19 protein-coding genes are annotated in these 17,204 nt (G+C 59.5%); 10 read left to right on the forward strand and 9 right to left on the reverse strand.

Annotated elements, in window-relative coordinates:
- Nucleotides 1-13: 13 nt before the first annotated feature.
- A complete protein-coding gene (locus CFII64_RS07215; protein WP_020290130.1) occupies nt 14-2,353 on the reverse strand; it encodes an acylase in 2,340 nt (779 codons plus the stop codon).
- A gap of 223 nt (nt 2,354-2,576) precedes the next feature.
- On the opposite strand from CFII64_RS07215, the gene CFII64_RS07220 reads away from it, so the two are divergent.
- A complete protein-coding gene (locus CFII64_RS07220; protein WP_020290131.1) occupies nt 2,577-2,963 on the forward strand; it encodes a hypothetical protein in 387 nt (128 codons plus the stop codon).
- A gap of 24 nt (nt 2,964-2,987) precedes the next feature.
- On the opposite strand, the gene CFII64_RS07225 is transcribed toward CFII64_RS07220, so the two are convergent.
- Complete coding sequence (locus CFII64_RS07225) at nt 2,988-3,176, reverse strand: hypothetical protein (RefSeq protein ID WP_020290132.1); 189 nt, start codon at nt 3,174-3,176, stop codon at nt 2,988-2,990.
- A 209-nt stretch (nt 3,177-3,385) separates the two neighbouring features.
- Here CFII64_RS07225 and CFII64_RS07230 point away from each other — a divergent pair, with 209 nt between their 5' ends.
- Nucleotides 3,386-5,194 (forward strand): monovalent cation:proton antiporter-2 (CPA2) family protein, encoded by a 1,809-nt coding sequence (locus CFII64_RS07230; RefSeq protein WP_020290133.1) that lies wholly within the window; start codon nt 3,386-3,388, stop codon nt 5,192-5,194.
- Nucleotides 5,195-5,509: 315 nt separating this feature from the next.
- Here the strand turns inward: CFII64_RS07230 and glp are convergent, their stop codons facing one another.
- A complete protein-coding gene (gene glp, locus CFII64_RS07235; RefSeq protein ID WP_020290134.1) occupies nt 5,510-6,712 on the reverse strand; it encodes a gephyrin-like molybdotransferase Glp in 1,203 nt (400 codons plus the stop codon).
- A gap of 6 nt (nt 6,713-6,718) precedes the next feature.
- Complete coding sequence (moaB, locus tag CFII64_RS07240; RefSeq protein ID WP_020290135.1) at nt 6,719-7,258, reverse strand: molybdenum cofactor biosynthesis protein B; 540 nt, start codon at nt 7,256-7,258, stop codon at nt 6,719-6,721.
- Between the two features lie 78 nt (nt 7,259-7,336).
- On the opposite strand from moaB, the gene mobA reads away from it, so the two are divergent.
- Nucleotides 7,337-7,930: a molybdenum cofactor guanylyltransferase MobA gene (mobA, locus tag CFII64_RS07245; RefSeq protein ID WP_020290136.1), complete on the forward strand. Its 594-nt coding sequence runs from the start codon at nt 7,337-7,339 to the stop codon at nt 7,928-7,930.
- Between the two features lie 97 nt (nt 7,931-8,027).
- The gene (locus CFII64_RS07250; protein WP_020290137.1) at nt 8,028-8,252 is read left to right on the forward strand and encodes a YgdI/YgdR family lipoprotein; all 225 of its coding nucleotides are present in this window, start codon (nt 8,028-8,030) and stop codon (nt 8,250-8,252) included.
- A gap of 63 nt (nt 8,253-8,315) precedes the next feature.
- Here the strand turns inward: CFII64_RS07250 and CFII64_RS07255 are convergent, their stop codons facing one another.
- From CFII64_RS07255 to CFII64_RS07275, 5 genes are all read right to left on the reverse strand, one after another.
- Nucleotides 8,316-9,206, reverse strand: coding sequence for a pseudouridine synthase (locus CFII64_RS07255; RefSeq protein WP_020290138.1), 891 nt, complete (start codon nt 9,204-9,206; stop codon nt 8,316-8,318).
- A 74-nt stretch (nt 9,207-9,280) separates the two neighbouring features.
- Nucleotides 9,281-9,802 (reverse strand): superoxide dismutase family protein, encoded by a 522-nt coding sequence (sodC, locus tag CFII64_RS07260; RefSeq protein ID WP_020290139.1) that lies wholly within the window; start codon nt 9,800-9,802, stop codon nt 9,281-9,283.
- 275 nt (nt 9,803-10,077) lie between these two features.
- Nucleotides 10,078-10,317 carry a glutaredoxin family protein gene (locus CFII64_RS07265; RefSeq protein ID WP_020290140.1) on the reverse strand — a complete coding sequence of 80 codons (240 nt, stop codon included), beginning with the start codon at nt 10,315-10,317 and terminating at the stop codon, nt 10,078-10,080.
- An 87-nt stretch (nt 10,318-10,404) separates the two neighbouring features.
- Nucleotides 10,405-11,025 (reverse strand): hypothetical protein, encoded by a 621-nt coding sequence (locus tag CFII64_RS07270; RefSeq protein ID WP_020290141.1) that lies wholly within the window; start codon nt 11,023-11,025, stop codon nt 10,405-10,407.
- Nucleotides 11,026-11,139: 114 nt separating this feature from the next.
- Nucleotides 11,140-12,348 (reverse strand): ammonium transporter, encoded by a 1,209-nt coding sequence (locus CFII64_RS07275; protein ID WP_020290142.1) that lies wholly within the window; start codon nt 12,346-12,348, stop codon nt 11,140-11,142.
- Nucleotides 12,349-12,699: 351 nt separating this feature from the next.
- On the opposite strand from CFII64_RS07275, the gene CFII64_RS07280 reads away from it, so the two are divergent.
- From CFII64_RS07280 to CFII64_RS07305, 6 genes are all read left to right on the forward strand, one after another.
- On the forward strand, nt 12,700-13,014 hold the full coding sequence (locus CFII64_RS07280) for a YqjD family protein (protein ID WP_020290143.1): 315 nt from the start codon (nt 12,700-12,702) through the stop codon (nt 13,012-13,014).
- A 5-nt stretch (nt 13,015-13,019) separates the two neighbouring features.
- On the forward strand, nt 13,020-13,409 hold the full coding sequence (locus tag CFII64_RS07285) for a phage holin family protein (protein WP_020290144.1): 390 nt from the start codon (nt 13,020-13,022) through the stop codon (nt 13,407-13,409).
- A complete protein-coding gene (locus CFII64_RS07290; RefSeq protein WP_020290145.1) occupies nt 13,406-13,747 on the forward strand; it encodes a hypothetical protein in 342 nt (113 codons plus the stop codon). Before CFII64_RS07285 ends, CFII64_RS07290 begins: the two co-directional genes overlap by 4 nt.
- A 155-nt stretch (nt 13,748-13,902) precedes the next feature.
- The gene (locus CFII64_RS07295) at nt 13,903-15,066 is read left to right on the forward strand and encodes an EAL domain-containing protein (RefSeq protein ID WP_020290146.1); all 1,164 of its coding nucleotides are present in this window, start codon (nt 13,903-13,905) and stop codon (nt 15,064-15,066) included.
- A gap of 77 nt (nt 15,067-15,143) precedes the next feature.
- Nucleotides 15,144-16,475, forward strand: coding sequence for a deoxyguanosinetriphosphate triphosphohydrolase (locus tag CFII64_RS07300; protein WP_020290147.1), 1,332 nt, complete (start codon nt 15,144-15,146; stop codon nt 16,473-16,475).
- Nucleotides 16,476-16,769: 294 nt separating this feature from the next.
- Nucleotides 16,770-17,168, forward strand: coding sequence for a response regulator (locus CFII64_RS07305; RefSeq protein WP_020290148.1), 399 nt, complete (start codon nt 16,770-16,772; stop codon nt 17,166-17,168).
- The last annotated feature ends 36 nt before the right edge of the window (nt 17,169-17,204 follow it).

Here is a 17,204-nt window from a genome sequence, read left to right on the forward strand (position 1 = left end):
ACGCCAGCCCGCCTTAGCGCTGCCCTTCCTTGATAACTTGCACGCGATACTGCGGATCCTGCTCGATCTGCTGTTCAGTGAACGGCAACACGCCCCAGCGCTTATCGGAAAACGCCCGGGTCTGGTCGTTGCTGTGGGGCGAATCAGGATTGCTGGACTGCGATGACGCCAAAAGCCCCAAGGCTTGAGGGCCCTGTTCGTCGAACGTCACAACCTGCAAATAACTGCTGCCGCTGACCACTTCGCGCTTGCCATCGTTACGCGGTATCGCAGTCATCGCGTTATAGATGCCCAGCACTGACGGCCCGCCATGGATCGGCGTCTGCTGCGCGCCCACGGTCGAGACCTGCACATCGCGCCAATGACTGTCGCTGCCCAGGCCGGCCTTTTCCAGCTGCTCGGCCGAGGCCAATAACGCCCCATGCAGCGCTTCAACTACCGCCGGCTGGCTGATGTCCAGGCCGCGTGGGGTGTGCAGCGGATTGGCAGGATCGAATGCGATGCGCCATGCGTTCGGCGCTTTCTGCAATGCCTTGGCGAGATTCTGGAAATACACGAAGCCGATACCCGCCTCCAGATTGGCGCTGCGATCCCACTGGGCGAGACTGGCGCAAACCGCCTTGATCGTCACGATATCCGCCCCTGAATAACCGGCACAGAATTGCAGTACGTCGTCGAGCAAGGCACCGCCTTCGGCCTCGGCCATGTAAACCCGGTTATCCATGACCATCGCTTGCAGATCGGCAATGCCGACCTTGCCGGCCTGTCGCACCTCGCCCAGACGCGCTACGGCAAAACGGGCGCGCATGCCAAGCGGCACAGCATCACGGCTGATCAGCGGCGAAAAACCCGTCAGCGGTTGCACCGGATTGGTCATCCAGGCCGAGTCATTGGAGTTTTGCAGGTAATCGTTGCGCGCAAGGCTGGGCAATGCCGAGGCCGGGAAGATACCCGCTTGCGCCGCATCCCTGGCGTTGTCCCAGGCGCAAACACTGCGCGAGCCGTCGAGCACGATCATGTCCGGGCCGGCAGCCGGGTCACTGCATTGCGCCAGCTTCTGCGCGGTGACGTTGGGCACCACCGCGTAATTCATGTACAGCGCCTGCCCGCGATCATCCACCGCTACCGTGTTGACCCACGGGATGCCCTGGATTTTCTGCAACGAGGCTTGCAAGGCGGCAAGACTGGTCGCCTGATTCATCGAATACCACTGCTGCAAAACCCGATCATTGGTCTGGTTCGCGTCGCGCAAGCTGTAGGCATATTCGCGATTCCAGTCCAGCTTGCCCGGCCATTGCACGATGGGGCCGAACTCCGAGCGATATTGGTCTCGGGATTGCAGCGACGGTTTGCCGTCCTTGTCAGTCGCCGCCACATTGACTGTGCTCTTGAGCATGGCCCGGGATTGGCCATCCACCAGATAGCGGGTCGGATCCTTGGGATCCAGCTTGAGGCGATACAAGGTGAAATGCTTCGACGCATCCACGGTGTGGGTCCAGGCCAGGTGTTGACTGAAACCGATATTGATCAGCGGCAGGCCAGGCAGCGAGGCGCCCATGACGTCGAGCTTGCCGGGAATGGTCAGGTGCATCTGATAGAAGCGCATGCCGCCAACCCAGGGAAAGTGCGGGTTGGCCAACAGCATGCCGCGACCGTTGGCGGAAAGCTCGCTGCCGATGGCAACCGCATTGCTGCCGCGCTCGAAAGCAAAGCTCTGCATGTTGGCTTCGGCGACCTCGAATTCCTTGCCGGCAATGCTTGCCTGTTTCGCTGCGGCGCTGGGCGGAACCGCGCCAGCTACTGCTTCAGCAAATTGCCCGAGGCCACCTTCGACCAGCAGGCGACGGGTCAGTTTGACCAGATCCTGCGGCGTGATCGGCCGCAACCAGGCCGCCTGCAGACACTGGCCCTGCCCGTTCTGGTCGCGGACCTCAGCGAGATAGCGGTTGTAGCCCGCGACATAACCCTCAACCAACTGACGCACCTGCGGCGTCTGCGCCTGCCAGAAAGCGTCGACTGCCTGCGGGCTGTTCAAGCCTTGGAAAAACACATCGCTGGTCAGGTTATTGCGCTGTTCGAGGGTTTGCTTGTCCGGACCAAAAAAGCGCGAGCGCTCGCCATTGACCGTCACCACTTCATTGGCCAGCAGACACAGATTGTCCTGGGCATAGGCGTAACCAATCCCGAAGCCAAGGCCTCTTTCGTCTTTGGCGCGAATGTGCGGCACGCCAAATGCCGTGCGGCGTATCTCGGCGCTGGCATGCCCTGCGGGCGCCTGGGCATGCACGGTGAAACTCAGGCAGAACAACAGCCCTGAAACGCAAATCGTCGGCATCCGCTTGGAAATGATCACTCTGACTCCTGATGGCTTGGCTGACCGGCAGGCGCGAGCTCGCCGCCGCTTGTCGCTCCCATTAAACGAAGCCGGCCTGGAAAATTTAGCCGGACATGCCTGGGGCAAAGCGTGGCGTCATCTGCATTGCGGAAGTTTTTTGCATTTCAGTTGAGGATTTCTCGCGCTCATTCGTCTTATTAAGGAGATAGATCACAAGAAGGGCCTGAAAAGGATTTTGCGCATGTTTAATCGTCAAGCAACCACTACTCGAACGATGCTTCGCCAATCAGCCATCGCCGCACAGACACCAGTCAGGTCAGACGCAGAGCGGCCAGGCAATGAGCCCATTCGACAGCTGCTTAAAAGTTTCGGCCTGCGCACCAGTCTGGTCCGCCTGAAAGTCCTGGACGCTTTACTGACCGCCACTGGCGAAGGTCAGGCATTGGGCGTACGCGGCGTTCACAGCCAGATGCTGAAGCTGGATATCCCGTTGTCGTTTCTAAGCGTTCGCGAAGTGCTCAAGCGCCTGTGTGATGAAGGCGTCATCCTGCTCAACGCCGACAAAAGCTACAGCCTGCATCCGCGCGCCTGGCAATGGCTGAACGAGCCGGGCAAGCCAGCCGAATGATCGCTGCGCCCGCCCCACATGCCTTTAGCGTTTGACCTTGCGCCGCATGAAGCCATTGAGAACCACCACCATAATGGCGACGAAGATAGCGATGTATTGAAAGGTCTTTTCGGTGATCACGCCAATGGTCTGCAAATGCGACAGACCCAGCATGATCGCCAGCACGCTTAAAGCGATCAAAATGGAATACATCAAACGCTGTTTATTGGTCATTGCGGACTTCCTGAATTCTTCATGGACGTCATTCGTTGCCAAATGCGCGCCCATATTACGCCCATGCGCGCCGCGTTACATCGCCCAGCCACTTCCCTTGACGGATGTCACAGCACATCCAGACAACGAACCGTAGCCTGCACATGGTTTAATGGCGGTCTATTCAAGGTCGATCAGCTGACCTTTCGCTAGATGCCAAGGAGTTCACCATGCCCCATGAAGGCAGCCTGTTACAGGCCGCAGTCGTGTTTTTGCTCGCCGCGGTTTTGACCGTTCCACTGGCCAAACGGCTGCAACTGGGCGCAGTGCTCGGCTACCTGTTCGCCGGCGTCATCATAGGCCCGTCGGTGCTGGGGTTGATCGGCAACCCGGAAAGCGTCAGCCATATTTCCGAGCTCGGCGTGGTGCTGCTGCTGTTCATCATTGGCCTTGAGCTTTCGCCAAAACGTTTATGGGTGATGCGCAAGTCGGTCTTCGGCGTGGGCCTGGCCCAAGTGTTGCTGACTGGCCTGGTGATTGGCGGCGTCTCGTTGCTGGCGTTCGACCAGCCGCTGAATACCGCTGTGGTGCTGGGGCTTGGCCTGGCGCTATCGTCCACCGCATTCGGCCTGCAAAGCCTGGCTGAACGCAAGGAGCTGAATCTGCCCCATGGCCGACTGGCCTTCGCCATCCTGCTGTTTCAGGACATTGCCGCGATTCCCTTGATCGCCATGGTGCCCTTCCTCGCGGGCTCCGATCACAACCTCAGCGCCAGCGAAGGCCTGAATCACGGCCTGCGCGTGTTGGGCAGTATCGCGATTGTCGTGGTTGGCGGCCGCTATCTGCTGCGCCCGGTGTTTCGCATTGTCGCCAAGACCAAAATCCAGGAAGTGTCCACGGCGACCGCCTTGCTGGTGGTGATCGGCACCGCCTGGCTGATGGATCAGGTCGGGGTGTCCATGGCCTTGGGCGCGTTCCTCGCCGGGCTGCTGCTCGCCGACTCGGAATACCGTCACGAACTTGAATCCCAGATCGAGCCCTTCAAAGGTTTGCTGCTGGGGCTGTTTTTCATGAGCGTTGGCATGGGCGCCAACCTCAGCCTGTTGCTCAGCGAGCCTGCCATTGTCCTGGGGCTGACGCTGTTGCTGGTATGCATCAAGCTGCCGCTGCTGTTTCTGGTCGGCCGCCTGGCGGGTGGTCTGGGCAGACAAAGCGCCTTGCGCCTGGGCATTGTGCTTGCTGCTGGCGGTGAGTTCGCTTTCGTCGTGTTCAAGATCGGCAGCGATCAAGGCCTGTTCGATGCGCGGCTGTACGACATTCTGGTGCTGACCATCACCTTGTCCATGGCCATGACACCCTTGTTGCTGCTGGCCATTGCTCGCTGGCTCAAGCCGAAAAAAGTGGTTATCGAAGTTCCGGACGAATACAAGGACATCAATACCGACTCGCCTCGGGTGGTGATCGCCGGCATGGGCCGCATGGGCCAGATCGTGGCGCGTATCCTGCGCGCGCAGAACGTCCCGTTCGTGGCGCTGGATACCGCCGTGGAATCCATCGAATTCTCCCGCAGCTTCGGCAACGTGCCGGTGTTTTATGGCGACCCGCTGCGTCCTGAAATCCTGCGTGCCGCCAAGGTCGATCAGGCGGAATTTTTCGTCATTGCCACCGACGATCCGGACACCAACATCAAGACCGCCGAACTGGTGCGCAAGCTGTATCCGAATATGAAAATCATCGCCAGGGCGCGTAACCGCCAGCATGTGCATCGGCTTATCGATGTGGGCGCCCAGGCCGTTCGGGAAACCTTCTATTCAAGCCTGGAAATGAGCCGCCAGACCTTGCTCGGACTGGGCTTGAGCCAGGCCCAGGCCGACGCGCGCATCAATCGCTTCAAGCGCCATGACGAACAGGTGCTCGCCGCGCAGCATCTGGTGTATGACGATGCAGCCAAAGTGCTGCAAACGGCGCGGGAAGCGCGCAAGGAACTGGAACAATTGTTTGATGCGGATCGACGCGAGGAAGAGTTGGTCAAGGATTGATACCCTACCGCGTTGCGTAGCGTTCGGTAGGACCGGACTTGTCCGGGAAGGCGTCGGCGCAGACACCGGATTGGATCAGGCGAATGATGTCGGCCAATCCGCCGCCTTCGGGGACAAGTCCCCTCCTACCGGTTGGCGCAGATCAGGTAGGACCGGATTTGTCCGGGAAGGCGTCGGGGTTACCAAGGAATATCTTCCGCGCTTGCGCCGGCCTCTTCGGGGACAAGTCCCCTCCTACCGGTTGGCGCAGATCAGGTAGGACCGGACTTGTCCGGGAAGGCGTCGGGGTTGCCAAGGACTATCTTGCGCGCTATCTCAGCCCAAGACTTCACTCAATGGAATGAAATTGACCCACTCGCCTTCGCCAAAGGTGCGCTCTTCCAGGACTTCGATCAGCCCATCGGCCCAGGCGGCGCTGCGCAACACCCCTGAACTCTGGTTGCGATAAAACACCGCCCGGCCTTGCTCAAGACGGCCGCGCAGGTATTCGCGACGGTGACCCGGCCGGGTCCAGGCGAATCCCGCAGGCACGGGGAATTGCAACGGCGTGACATCTTGTACACCCTGGCGCCGCAGCAGGTAAGGCCGCGCCAACAGGGCGAAGGTGACCAGGGTCGAAGCGGGGTTGCCCGGCAGACCGATCACCGGCACACCCCGAAAATGGCCGAATGTCAGCGGTTTGCCGGGTTTGATCGCCAGCTTCCAGAGGGATAATTCGCCCTCCTCGCGCAACGCATGACCGAGAAAATCAGCCTCGCCCACCGAAACGCCACCGGTGGAGAGAATCAGGTCCACATCATTGAGCGCGCCCAGGGCCGTGCGGGTTTTTTCCAGGTCATCCGGAAGAATCCCGGCATCAATGACTTCGCACTCCAGACGTTTGAGCCAGCTGCACAACAGCACGCGATTGCTGTTGTAGATCTGCCCCGGCCCCAGTGGCTGGCCCGGTTCGATCAACTCGTCGCCGGTGGACAACACAGCCACGCGCACCCGACGGATCACATCGACTTCGCCCAAGCCGAGCGAAGCCGTCAGCCCAAGCTCAATAGGGCCAAGACGGGTTCCGGCGGCGAGCACCTTATCGCCCACCCGGGTTTCCTGGCCTTGGGGGCGAATGTTCTGCCCGTCGAGCAACGGTTCAATAAACGAAACCCGCTCATCGGCCTGCACCACTGCGTTTTCCTGCATCTCGACACAATCGGCGCCTTGCGGAACCGGAGCGCCAGTGAAGATCCGCGCACAAGTGCCGGGCGTCAGAGGTTCAGGGGCCTGGCCGGCGAAAATCCGTTGACTGACCTGCAGCGGTTCCCCGCGCCAATCAGCGAGACGCAGCGCGTACCCGTCCATGGCGCTGTTGGGCCATGGCGGCAGATCCAGCGTCGAAATCAGATCCTCCGCCAGCACACGACCCTGCGCGCTGGTCACCGGCACCCGTTCACGTTCAGTAATGGGCGTGGCCGCAGCCATTTCCAGCAGACGCGCAAGCGCGTCTTCGACCGGCATCAAAGGCTTGCTCATGGACGGCTACCCACGCGTAGCGCAGGGCTCGGCCTGCTTGAGGTGCGGCACGAAGTTGCACGGGCGAAAACGCGAATCCAGCTGCTGGGCGAGAATCCCGTCCCAACCGGTGCGCACCGCATTGGTCGAGCCCGGCAGACAGCACACCAACGTGCCATTGGCCAGGCCTGCGAGGGCGCGGGACTGGATCGTCGAAGTGCCGATATCGGGCACGGAAATCTGCCGGAACAGCTCGCCGAAACCGTCGACTTGCTTGTCCAGCAGGCAACCCACGGCTTCTGGTGTGCTGTCGCGACCGGTGAAACCGGTGCCGCCAGTGATCAGTACGACCTGCACCTCGTCATCGGCGATCCAGGTCGCCACCTGGGCGCGGATCTTGTACAGGTCATCCTTGAGCAGGACACGCTCGATCAGGTTGTGACCGGCCTCGGTAAGGCGGTCGACAAACATCTGGCCGGAGGTATCGGTCTCCCGGGAGCGGGTGTCGCTGACGGTCAGCACAGCGATGTTCAAGGGCACGAAAGGTGTGTCAGCCTTGGCTTTCATAGGCTCAATCCAGTTGTCTAGGAAACAGCCCGGTGTTATATCACAGCACTCCTTTTCACTGCCTCGGTTAAGTCTGCCATGTCCGGTTCCGCTCCTCTCCCGCCCTGCTCGATCCTGCTGCTGGCCGGCGGCCAGGGCCAGCGCATGGGCGGCCGCGATAAAGGCCTGGTCGAATGGCGCGGCGAACCACTGATCCAGCATCTTCATCGCCTGACCCGGCCCCTGACCGATGATCTGATCATTTCCTGCAATCGCAACATCGAACAGTACGCCCGCTATGCCGATCAATTAGTGCAAGACAATAACGCTGATTTCAACGGACCACTGGCGGGTATTCGTGCAGCGCTGGCCGTGGCCCGGCATGACGTTCTGCTGGTGCTGCCCTGCGATGTGCCACTGATTGATGGCGAGTTGTTGCGAACGCTGCGTGAGATGGCGTTTGCGCACCCTGATCAACCGGTAATGATTCGTGAAGGTGAACACTGGCAACCGTTGCTGTGTATGATTCCCACCCGTCATGCCGCCGCTTTCGAAGCGGCCTGGCAGGCGGGTGAACGAAGCCCCCGCCGGACCATGGAGCAGTTTCAGCCGGTTGCTGTGCAGTGCGCGGCCGGCGACCCCCGTCTGGCGAACTTCAACACCCCGGATCTGTTGACGCGGATCAGCGTTTAACGTTCTGCAGCCCGCAAGGGTTACTATTCATGGAACTTGCTGGCGGTACATACGTCTGAACGTCAGTTAACTAAAAGAATCCTCTGGAGACACAGTAATGAAACAACGGACCCTTCCCGCTGCCTTTCTGCTCGCATTGAGCCTCGCCTCCCTCGCTGGCTGCGCATCGCCCACTGTGATCACCTTGACTGACGGCCGTGAAATCCAGGCTGTCGATACCCCTAAATACGATGAAGAGTCGGGTTTCTACGAATTCAAGCAACTCGATGGCAAAGAAACCCGCGTCAACAAGGATCAGGTGCGTACCGTCAAAGACCTTTGATGGTGATGTGATCCAGTTGCTGAAAAACCCGCTGTTGCGGGTTTTTTTGCGTCTGGAGTATGGCTACCAGTCCAGCTTGATCTGACTTTCGAACGCCCGCGGCTCACCGCTCAGTGGATCGATGAAATGCAGGCCCTGCGCCAGAAGTTTCAGCGGTCGGGCGTAATCGTCCACGGCATCCTTGATGACCTCGGGATAAAACGGATCGTTGCAGATCCCGGCACCCAGCGCCGCCATGTGCACCCGCAACTGATGCTTCTTGCCGGTCACCGGATAAAGCCCATAGCGCCACAGATCGCCATTTTTCTCGCAGACTTCAATCCGGGTTTCGGTATTGCTGACGCCCGGACCTTCCTGCATGCGGAAGAACGGTTCGCCCTCGATGAGTCGGGTTTTGTGCAGCAAAGGAAAATCCACGCCCGGCAAGGCCGCAGCGATAGCTTCGTAGCGTTTGTCGATCTTGCGGGTGGGAAACAGCGACTGATAAGCCGAGCGCGTCTGTTTGTTGGCGGAAAACAGCACCAGCCCTGCGGTGTGCCGATCAATCCGATGCAGCGGCACCAGATCCGGATTGTCCAGACGCCGGATCAGGCGGCGCAACAGCGTTTGCTCGACATATTCCCCGGCTGGCGTCACCGGTAAAAAATGCGGTTTGTCCGCCACCACCAGATGCGCGTCGGCGTACAGAATCGCCTCCACAACCGGGATCGGCGTTTCGTTGGGCACTTCGCGAAAATAGTGAATCCGCAAGCCTTCCCGGTACGCCAGAGCGGGTGTAATCGGCGCGCCCTGAGCATCCAGCACCCGGTCCCGCGCCATGCGATCCAGCCATTGCTCACGACTGATGGCCTTGAAGTGTGCGCACAGACAGTCCAACACCGTCGCCCATGGGCCCGCAGGTAAATAAAGCGTGCTGGCCTGACTGTCTGCGGCAGAAAAAACGGGATCGGACATGCGCGGGCTCTTGGTTGACTGGCGCGGCATTATCGCTCAAGCCCGTCTCAGAACCCAGCGTGGCGACGCGTGGATCAGATCACCCCGCAAGCCATGCGCTCGCCCCCGCCACCCAAAGGCTTGGGGACATCCGCATGGTTATCGGCACCGGCATGGATCATCAGCGCGTGATCCTTGACCTGGGAAAGCTTCTTCAAGCGCGGCGCCAGCACCGGATAGGTCGCCATGCCGTCTGCGCTCACATAGATTGCCGGAAGATCGCCCAGATGCCCTTCGGCGTAAGGTCCAAGGTGCTTGCCGGTCTTGCCTGGATCGAAATGGCCGCCCGCTGCCTCGGCGGCCACCTTGACCCCGTCCTTCATGGCCGCTTCACAACTGGCGTTGGCATGCACATGAAAGCCATGCACGCCGGCGGGCAGTGATTTCAGGTTGGGCGTGAATAACAGGCCGTAGGGTGTTTCGCTGATGATGACCTCGCCGATCGGCTGAGGCGCATCGGTCGCGCTGACCAGGTTCATGGGCACCGAGCGGGTTTCGGCGAATGCACTGTTAAGGGATACAGCGCCAACCAAGCCAAGCCATAGATAAGATTTCATCAGTTCTCCAGGTCGTTCGAGACGTGTGGATGGCAGGAAAAACGCCGAGCGTTTCACTGCCAAGATGAAAGGTGTACTGCGTTTTATCCTGCTCTCTCACCCGTCAAAGGTTCTCGAAGCCTAGGGAACCTGACCCGTCAGGTCAAAGTCTGGCCGTCTGATTTAATCTCTTGCAACACTAAAGCAAGCCAACAATCCCTTGTAGGACCGCTTTAGCCGGGAGAGCGCCCTCCCGGCTAAAGCGGTCCTACAAGAGCATTCTGCCCTTTGAGCGCTCACTTGCGTAAAAACGTCACGATCTGCTCGGCATCGAACGGCCAGTCCAGCTCCGCGCCAGTATCGACGCGCCGCAGGACAGGAATGCGCAGAGCGTAATCATCAAACAGTCTTTCGTGCTCGCTGATGTCCACCAACTCAACCAGCAAACCATGCTCGACCAGCGGCAACAACTCGGCTTCAGCGACTTCGCATAAATGGCAACCCAAGGTACCGAATAGCTGGCATTCCGGAGGCATGGCAAGGCCCTCAAGCAAGAAAACGGACGGTTATTCTAGGCTCGCTGGACTTCAGGCGTCGAGCCACGCGAGTCACCCTCAAACGGCTTACAACGGTGCGGCCGGGGTACGCCAGTCCGGCGCCCGGAACGCCGCGTCGGCGCCGGACATTTTCATTGAAATACGATCCAGCAGGGACTCGGCGGTGTACTTGGTCGTGGTCGAACTGAAGGCAATCAACAGCAATCCTGCCACCAGCGCTGAGGACGGGATTCTACCCGGACGGATATTTTCCAGCCCGAGCAGAAACACCAAGGCCGCGAGTGAGCCCACCAGGGCGCCGGCAATCGCTTCGGGCAATGGATGGATGAAAGGCGCCACGCAAAAAATGCTGAACGCCCAACCCAGGATCAACCCCAGCGCCGCGGCCGGCCAGCGCAGCGCCAGGTGCAGCTGCCGAGCCAACAGACTCAAGCCGACGATGAGCACCAGGCAAGTATTCATCGCGTGGCCGCTGAATACGTAAATACCCAGACTTTCGATGGCCACACCCCAGCCCTTGAACAGGATCTTGCTGGTAATCACGATTGAATACGCCACCACCACCGTTGCTATCCACAACATCGCCGAGCGGTGCGAACGGGTCGTCCATAACCACGCGGTAATCACCAGTACGGCAGGCAGCATGACGGTGATGCCGCCGTAGGGCGTGAGGGTATGGAGATTCATCGTGAAATAGTCCCCGCAGTGGCGTGCCTGGACGCCTATAAGAGCAGAACGCCTTGCTTTTCTGCCAGCAGATTTTTAACCGTCATGACTCAACCCGCTGCCGACGATTGACGCTCAGTCCTGACTCACCGCACCGATCTTGTGAATCGACAGGTCGGCGCCGTAATACTCTTGTTCCTGGCTCAGGCGCAGACCAATGATCAGCTTGATTGCGCCGTAAACAGCAAAGCCGCCGAGCAACGCCACCAGCACACCGAGCCCGCTGCCGATAACCTGGCTGATCAAGCTCACGCCACCCAGCCCGCCGAGCGCTGTCTGGCCGAAGATGCCACAGGCGATACCGCCCCAGACACCGCACAGGCCATGTAACGGCCACACGCCCAACACGTCGTCGATTTTCCAGCGCACTTGCGCGGCGGTGAAACACCAGACGAACAAAGCGCCAGCGACGATGCCGGTGAGCAATGCGCCGATGGGATGCATCAGGTCCGAACCGGCGCAGATTGCCACCAACCCGGCCAAAGGGCCGTTATGCAAAAAGCCTGGGTCGTTGCGCCCGACAATCAATGCCGCGACCGTCCCGCCAACCATGGCCATCAATGAATTGACCGCCACCAGCCCGCTGACGCCTTGCAAGGTCTGGGCGCTCATGACGTTGAAGCCGAACCAGCCGACAATCAGAATCCACGATCCAAGCGCCAGAAACGGAATGCTCGAAGGTGGATAAGCCACCAGACGCCCTTCCCGATAACGCCCGTTGCGCGGTCCGAGCAGCAACACCGCCGCCAACGCCAACCAGCCGCCCATGGCATGAACCACGACAGAACCGGCGAAATCGTGGAAACTCGCGCCAAAGGACGAGGCCAGCCAACGTTGCAGGCCGAAATTGCCATTCCAGACTATGCCTTCAAAGAACGGATAGATGAACGCAACGATCAACACCGTGGCGCACAACTGCGGCGCAAACCGCGCACGCTCGGCGATGCCTCCGGAAATGATCGCCGGAATGGCCGCCGCGAACGTCAACAGAAAGAAGAATTTCACCAGCACGTAGCCGTGATCGGCACTGAGCACCGCCGCAGGCTGCAGAAAGCTGACGCCGTAGGAGATCCAGTAGCCTATAAAGAAATAGGCAAGGGTCGAGACGGCAAAGTCACTGAGGATTTTCGCCAGCGCGTTGACCTGGTTTTTCTGGCGGACGGTGCCCACTTCGAGGAACGCAAAGCCGGCATGCATGGCCAGAACCATGACCGCACCGAGCAGCAGAAACAGGGTATTGGAACTGTGAACCAATGTATCAACGGCGCTTTGTAAGTTATCCATCAAGGCAGGCCTGCAAGCCGGAAAGGCACCAAAACAGCGCGATACAGCAGATGGCGCACCGAAGTGGTTCAGCTGCGCACTATCGCCACAAGCCTCGCGACCCGCTTTGGCGCGTCAACGATATGCCTGACGCGCGGTTCAGGATTTTCCAGGGAGTTTTTAGAAAGAAAATACCGATTTCAGCCAGTTCCGCAGCCCTTGTGCTCTTAGTCGGCGCAATGATGCGGATGGCGCACCAGCAAGAAGCAAAAGCTGTACCAATCGCCGCATGCGGATCACGCTGCAATTGAAATGAACCTTCCGCAATTCGTCGGACTCGAAACATCCATACGCCACTGAACGGAGAACACTATGTCCCGCCAAACAGCACAGAATGCCCAGGAAATTTTGATGAACGACTTTCAAATCCTGGTCGCAGACACGGAAAAGCTGCTCAGCCATACCGCCTCACTGGCAGGCGAACAGGCAGACGAGTTGCGTGGGCAGATTCAGGAAAGCTTGTCGCGGGCTCGCGAGACTCTGAAAATTACTGAAGAGTCGCTGCGCGAGCGCGGCCAGGCTGCGGTAGTGGCTACCGAAGATTATGTCCAGACCAATCCATGGCAATCGGTCGGCATCGCTGCCGGCGTTGGTTTCCTGATCGGCCTGCTGGCTACAAGGCGCTAACGGCTATGGCTTTGGGAACGGAATCCGGTCCTGAACAGGACCAAACCTCATCGCCACGGCGATTGGGCGCGGCTTTCCTGGGTCTGCTGCACAGCCACGTCGAGCTGTTTGGCATAGAACTGCAGGAACAGAAAGCTCGCACCTTGAGCCTCCTTTTGTTCGCGGGCCTTGCTCTGGTTTTCGCGCTGCTGCTGTTGACCGGGCTTTCGGCTTTATTGCTGATCGTGCTGTGGGACAGCTATCGGCTGGCCGGCATCATCGGTCTGTGCGTGTTCTACACCCTGGCCGCGCTGTTTTGTGCGATGCGTTTAAAAGCCGCCATATTCGACGAGTCCTCGCCATTCAACGCGACCCTCGAAGAACTGGCCAATGACCGTGAGCGACTGATGCCATGAGCGTGCCCGAATCTCATCAAAAGCATACTCGCCGTGAACTGCAAAAAGCCCTGATCCGCCTGCGCATGGAAATGCACCGCCAGGAAATCCGCCAGGAATCGAGCCAACTGCTGCAGCCGCTGCGCCGCGTGCGTGGCATGACGCAGAACTGGCAAGGCACTCTGGGCATTAAACATGCGCCGCTCTGGGGTATGGGTGTTGTAACACTGCTGGGTTTTCTCAGTGGTAAAGGCGCCAAAAGCGGTCGCAGCGGTGGCTTCAGTCGGATTGTGAAGCTGGGCGTCAGCCTGCTCCCCGTCATCCGTCTCGCTCTGCAAGGCCCACCACGCAAACACTGATGGCATATTGACGCAAGGCTGCACCCGTTTGGCTGCATTCTTGCAACAGTCTGCAACAGCTACTGAAGCGTCCATTCACGGCTCTGCCCTGGATGGACGCTTTTTGTTTGACCGACAAAAAAATTTCCAGCATTGAACTCTACTAAGGAGGCCATGTGATCGATGGGCAACCACTTGCCAGCTTTCAGCCGTTCATCGATACCGCTACTGGCCGTATTGCTGGTGTTGAAGCCTTGGGCCGTTTGCGTCAAAGCGATAATCGACTGACGTCAGTTGGCCCGTTGTTCGCCGATCCGAGGATGCCCGGCACCGAGTTGCGGCGCCTGGACCGAATCATCCGCGACAATGCACTAAGCCGGCTCCATGAGGCCCCGGATGACTGGTTCCTGAGCCTGAACATTTCCCCACGATGGATCAGCCGCCTGAGACCCGATCAGGCGTTGCCCAGCCTCAAACAGTTGAAAAAGCACGGTATCGCGCCAGACAGAATCGTGTTCGAGATCACCGAACTGGGTGGCAACAGTCAACGCCTTGCGGAGGTCGTCAGCCGTTACCGTGAAGCGGGAGCAAGGATCGCCATTGATGATTTCGGTGCCGGTTATTCGCAACTGGATCGCGTGCTGGCCTTGCAACCGGACATCCTCAAGCTCGACATGCGCCTGTTCCAGGCTGCCGCGCGCGGCGGGCCGAGCAGTGATGTGGTCAAGGCACTGGCGCAAATGGCCGAGAAAACCGGTTGCTGGATCATCGCCGAAGGCGTTGAAACCGAGGCTGAACTGCATTTTGCGCTGGAGTGCGGCTCGCGCTATGTGCAAGGGTTCCTGTTCGCCCAGGGCGAGCATGATTTCTTCCGGGCCGATGCATTTGTCGCGCAATTCGCCGAATTACGGGATCGTTATGTGCTGCGCAAGGTGGCCGAACGCGCCAGGCTGATGAGCCTGCGTCAGCAACTGACCACCTTGATGTCGATCCTGCAGCGCTGGGACGAAAACCAGAGCCCCGTCAGCGATCTGCCAAAACTGCTCGACTACCCCTGGCTGCTGCGTTTCTATCAATGTGACCGCCACGGCACGCAACTCACGCCAAACCTCGAATGGCGCAACGGCGCCTGGCACTCGGACGCTAAATATCTGGGGCATAACTGGTCATGGCGCCCGTATTTCTACCACTTGCTGGCTGAAGGATGGCATGAGCGACGCCTGAGCCTGTCGAACACTTACCGCGACGCTACCAGCAATCAGTATTGCCTGACTGCAGGTCAGTTCTTCGACAATGGTCAACGCTTGCTGCTCATTGATGTGGATGCCGCAGGAATGTAGACCGATACCCACCTGCCGCTTGCTGTCAGCGTCGTGAAACGGGAAGCTAGGCGCACTTAATCTATGGAGTGCGAGCCTTGGACTGGCAAACCCTGCTCAACCGCGAACGTCTTGGCAAACCGCTGCACAGCCCCGAAGAATTGGGGCGCAGTCCTTTTCACAAGGATCACGACCGGATCATCTTCTCCGGGGCGTTTCGCCGCCTCGGGCGCAAGACCCAGGTGCATCCCGTATCGAGCAACGACCATATCCATACCCGCCTGACCCATTCGCTGGAAGTCAGCTGCGTCGGTCGCTCGCTGGGCATGCGTGTCGGTGAAACCTTGCGCAGCGCCCTGCCCGACTGGTGCGACCCGGGTGATCTGGGCATGGTCATCCAGTCGGCCTGCCTGGCCCACGATATCGGCAACCCGCCGTTTGGCCATTCTGGCGAAGATGCGATCCGCAACTGGTTCAATCAGGCAGCCGGGCGCGGCTGGCTGGATGCAATGAGCGCAGTCGAGCGCGATGACTTCCTTAATTTCGAGGGCAATGCCCAGGGTTTTCGGGTTCTGACCCAGCTGGAATATCACCAGTTCGATGGTGGCACGCGCCTGACCTACGCCACGCTGGGCACGTACCTGAAATACCCCTGGACCGCGCGACATGCCGACTCCCTGGGTTACAAAAAACACAAGTTCGGCTGCTACCAGAGCGAGCTGCCGATTCTGGAACAGATCGCCCACAAACTGGGCTTGCCGCAACTTGAGGAACAACGCTGGGCACGCCATCCGCTGGTGTACCTGATGGAAGCCGCCGATGACATCTGCTATGCCTTGATCGATCTGGAGGACGGGCTGGAGATGGATCTGCTGGACTATGCCGAAGTCGAGGGCTTGCTGTTGAGCCTGGTGGGCGATGATTTGCCGGACACCTATCGTCAGCTCGGCCCGGACGACTCGCGAAGACGCAAACTGGCCATTCTGCGCGGCAAGGCCATCGAACACCTGACCAACGCTGCGGCGCGGGCGTTCGTCGAGCAGCAGGACGCATTGCTGGCCGGCACGCTCAGTGGCGATCTGGTCGAACACATGCATGGCCCGGCAAAGCGCTGCGTGCTGGATGCCAAGGACATGGCGCGCAAGAAAATCTTCCAGGACAAGCGCAAGACCCTGCACGAGATCGGCGCCTACACCACGCTTGAGATTCTCCTCAACGCATTTTGCGGCGCGGCAGTGGAACAGTTCGGCGGACGCACGCCGTCGTTCAAGCATCGACGCATTCTCGATCTGATGGGCAACAGCGCACCCGATCCACATGCGCCACTGCATGCATCATTCCTGCGCATGATCGACTTCATTGCCGGGATGACCGACAGCTATGCCAGTGAAATGGCCAGGGAGATGACCGGGCGTTCGAGCCCCATGTAAGACGCCGAGGGATGCCATCCCACGCGTTGCCAAACGGCGGGATGGCATCTCCTCGGATCATTTCAGCACCAGCACGCGCAGGATGCGCATCAAAACTTCAGAATTGTCCTACACACATACCGGAAAGACCCTATCGCTTGGGTGCTGGCACTAACCAATAATCCCGCCACTTTGATTGCCACTACTGGCACATCTCCCATTGGTCCAATAGCCACCGCCGATGCCGTTCGAAGGCTGCCGGTCCGCCTCGATTCGCACCCGCGTTGCGCCAGCACGCTGCCGGAAGCTCCTCCCATGTTTAAACACAACTTGCGCATCCTGCTGGTGGAGGATCATCCGTTTCAACTGATCGCCACGCAGATACTGCTCAACAATCAAGGGTATTTCCTGCTTACCCCCGTCCTGACAGCTACCGAGGCACTGGAAGCCATGATGCGCACTCCCAAACCCTACGACCTGCTGCTCTGCGACCAGGGTCTGCCGGATTTCCAGGGCCTGGACCTGATTGAACGGGCCCACGAACGGGGCTTCGTCCGCCGCGCCATACTCCTCAGCGGACTGGGCAACAGCCAGTTGCACGCGCTTGAACAGATGGCAGTCGAACGCGGCCTTCCGTTGTTGGGCTGCCTGAGCAAACCCCTGCACGGCCCCGATCTGTGCCGCATGCTCGATGCCGACCTCCCCGACGCATGATTGAGCCACACGCCGAAAGCGACAGCAGATAAGAGA

This window comes from Pseudomonas sp. CFII64, assembly GCF_000416235.1.
In the GTDB taxonomy this organism is placed as follows: domain Bacteria; phylum Pseudomonadota; class Gammaproteobacteria; order Pseudomonadales; family Pseudomonadaceae; genus Aquipseudomonas.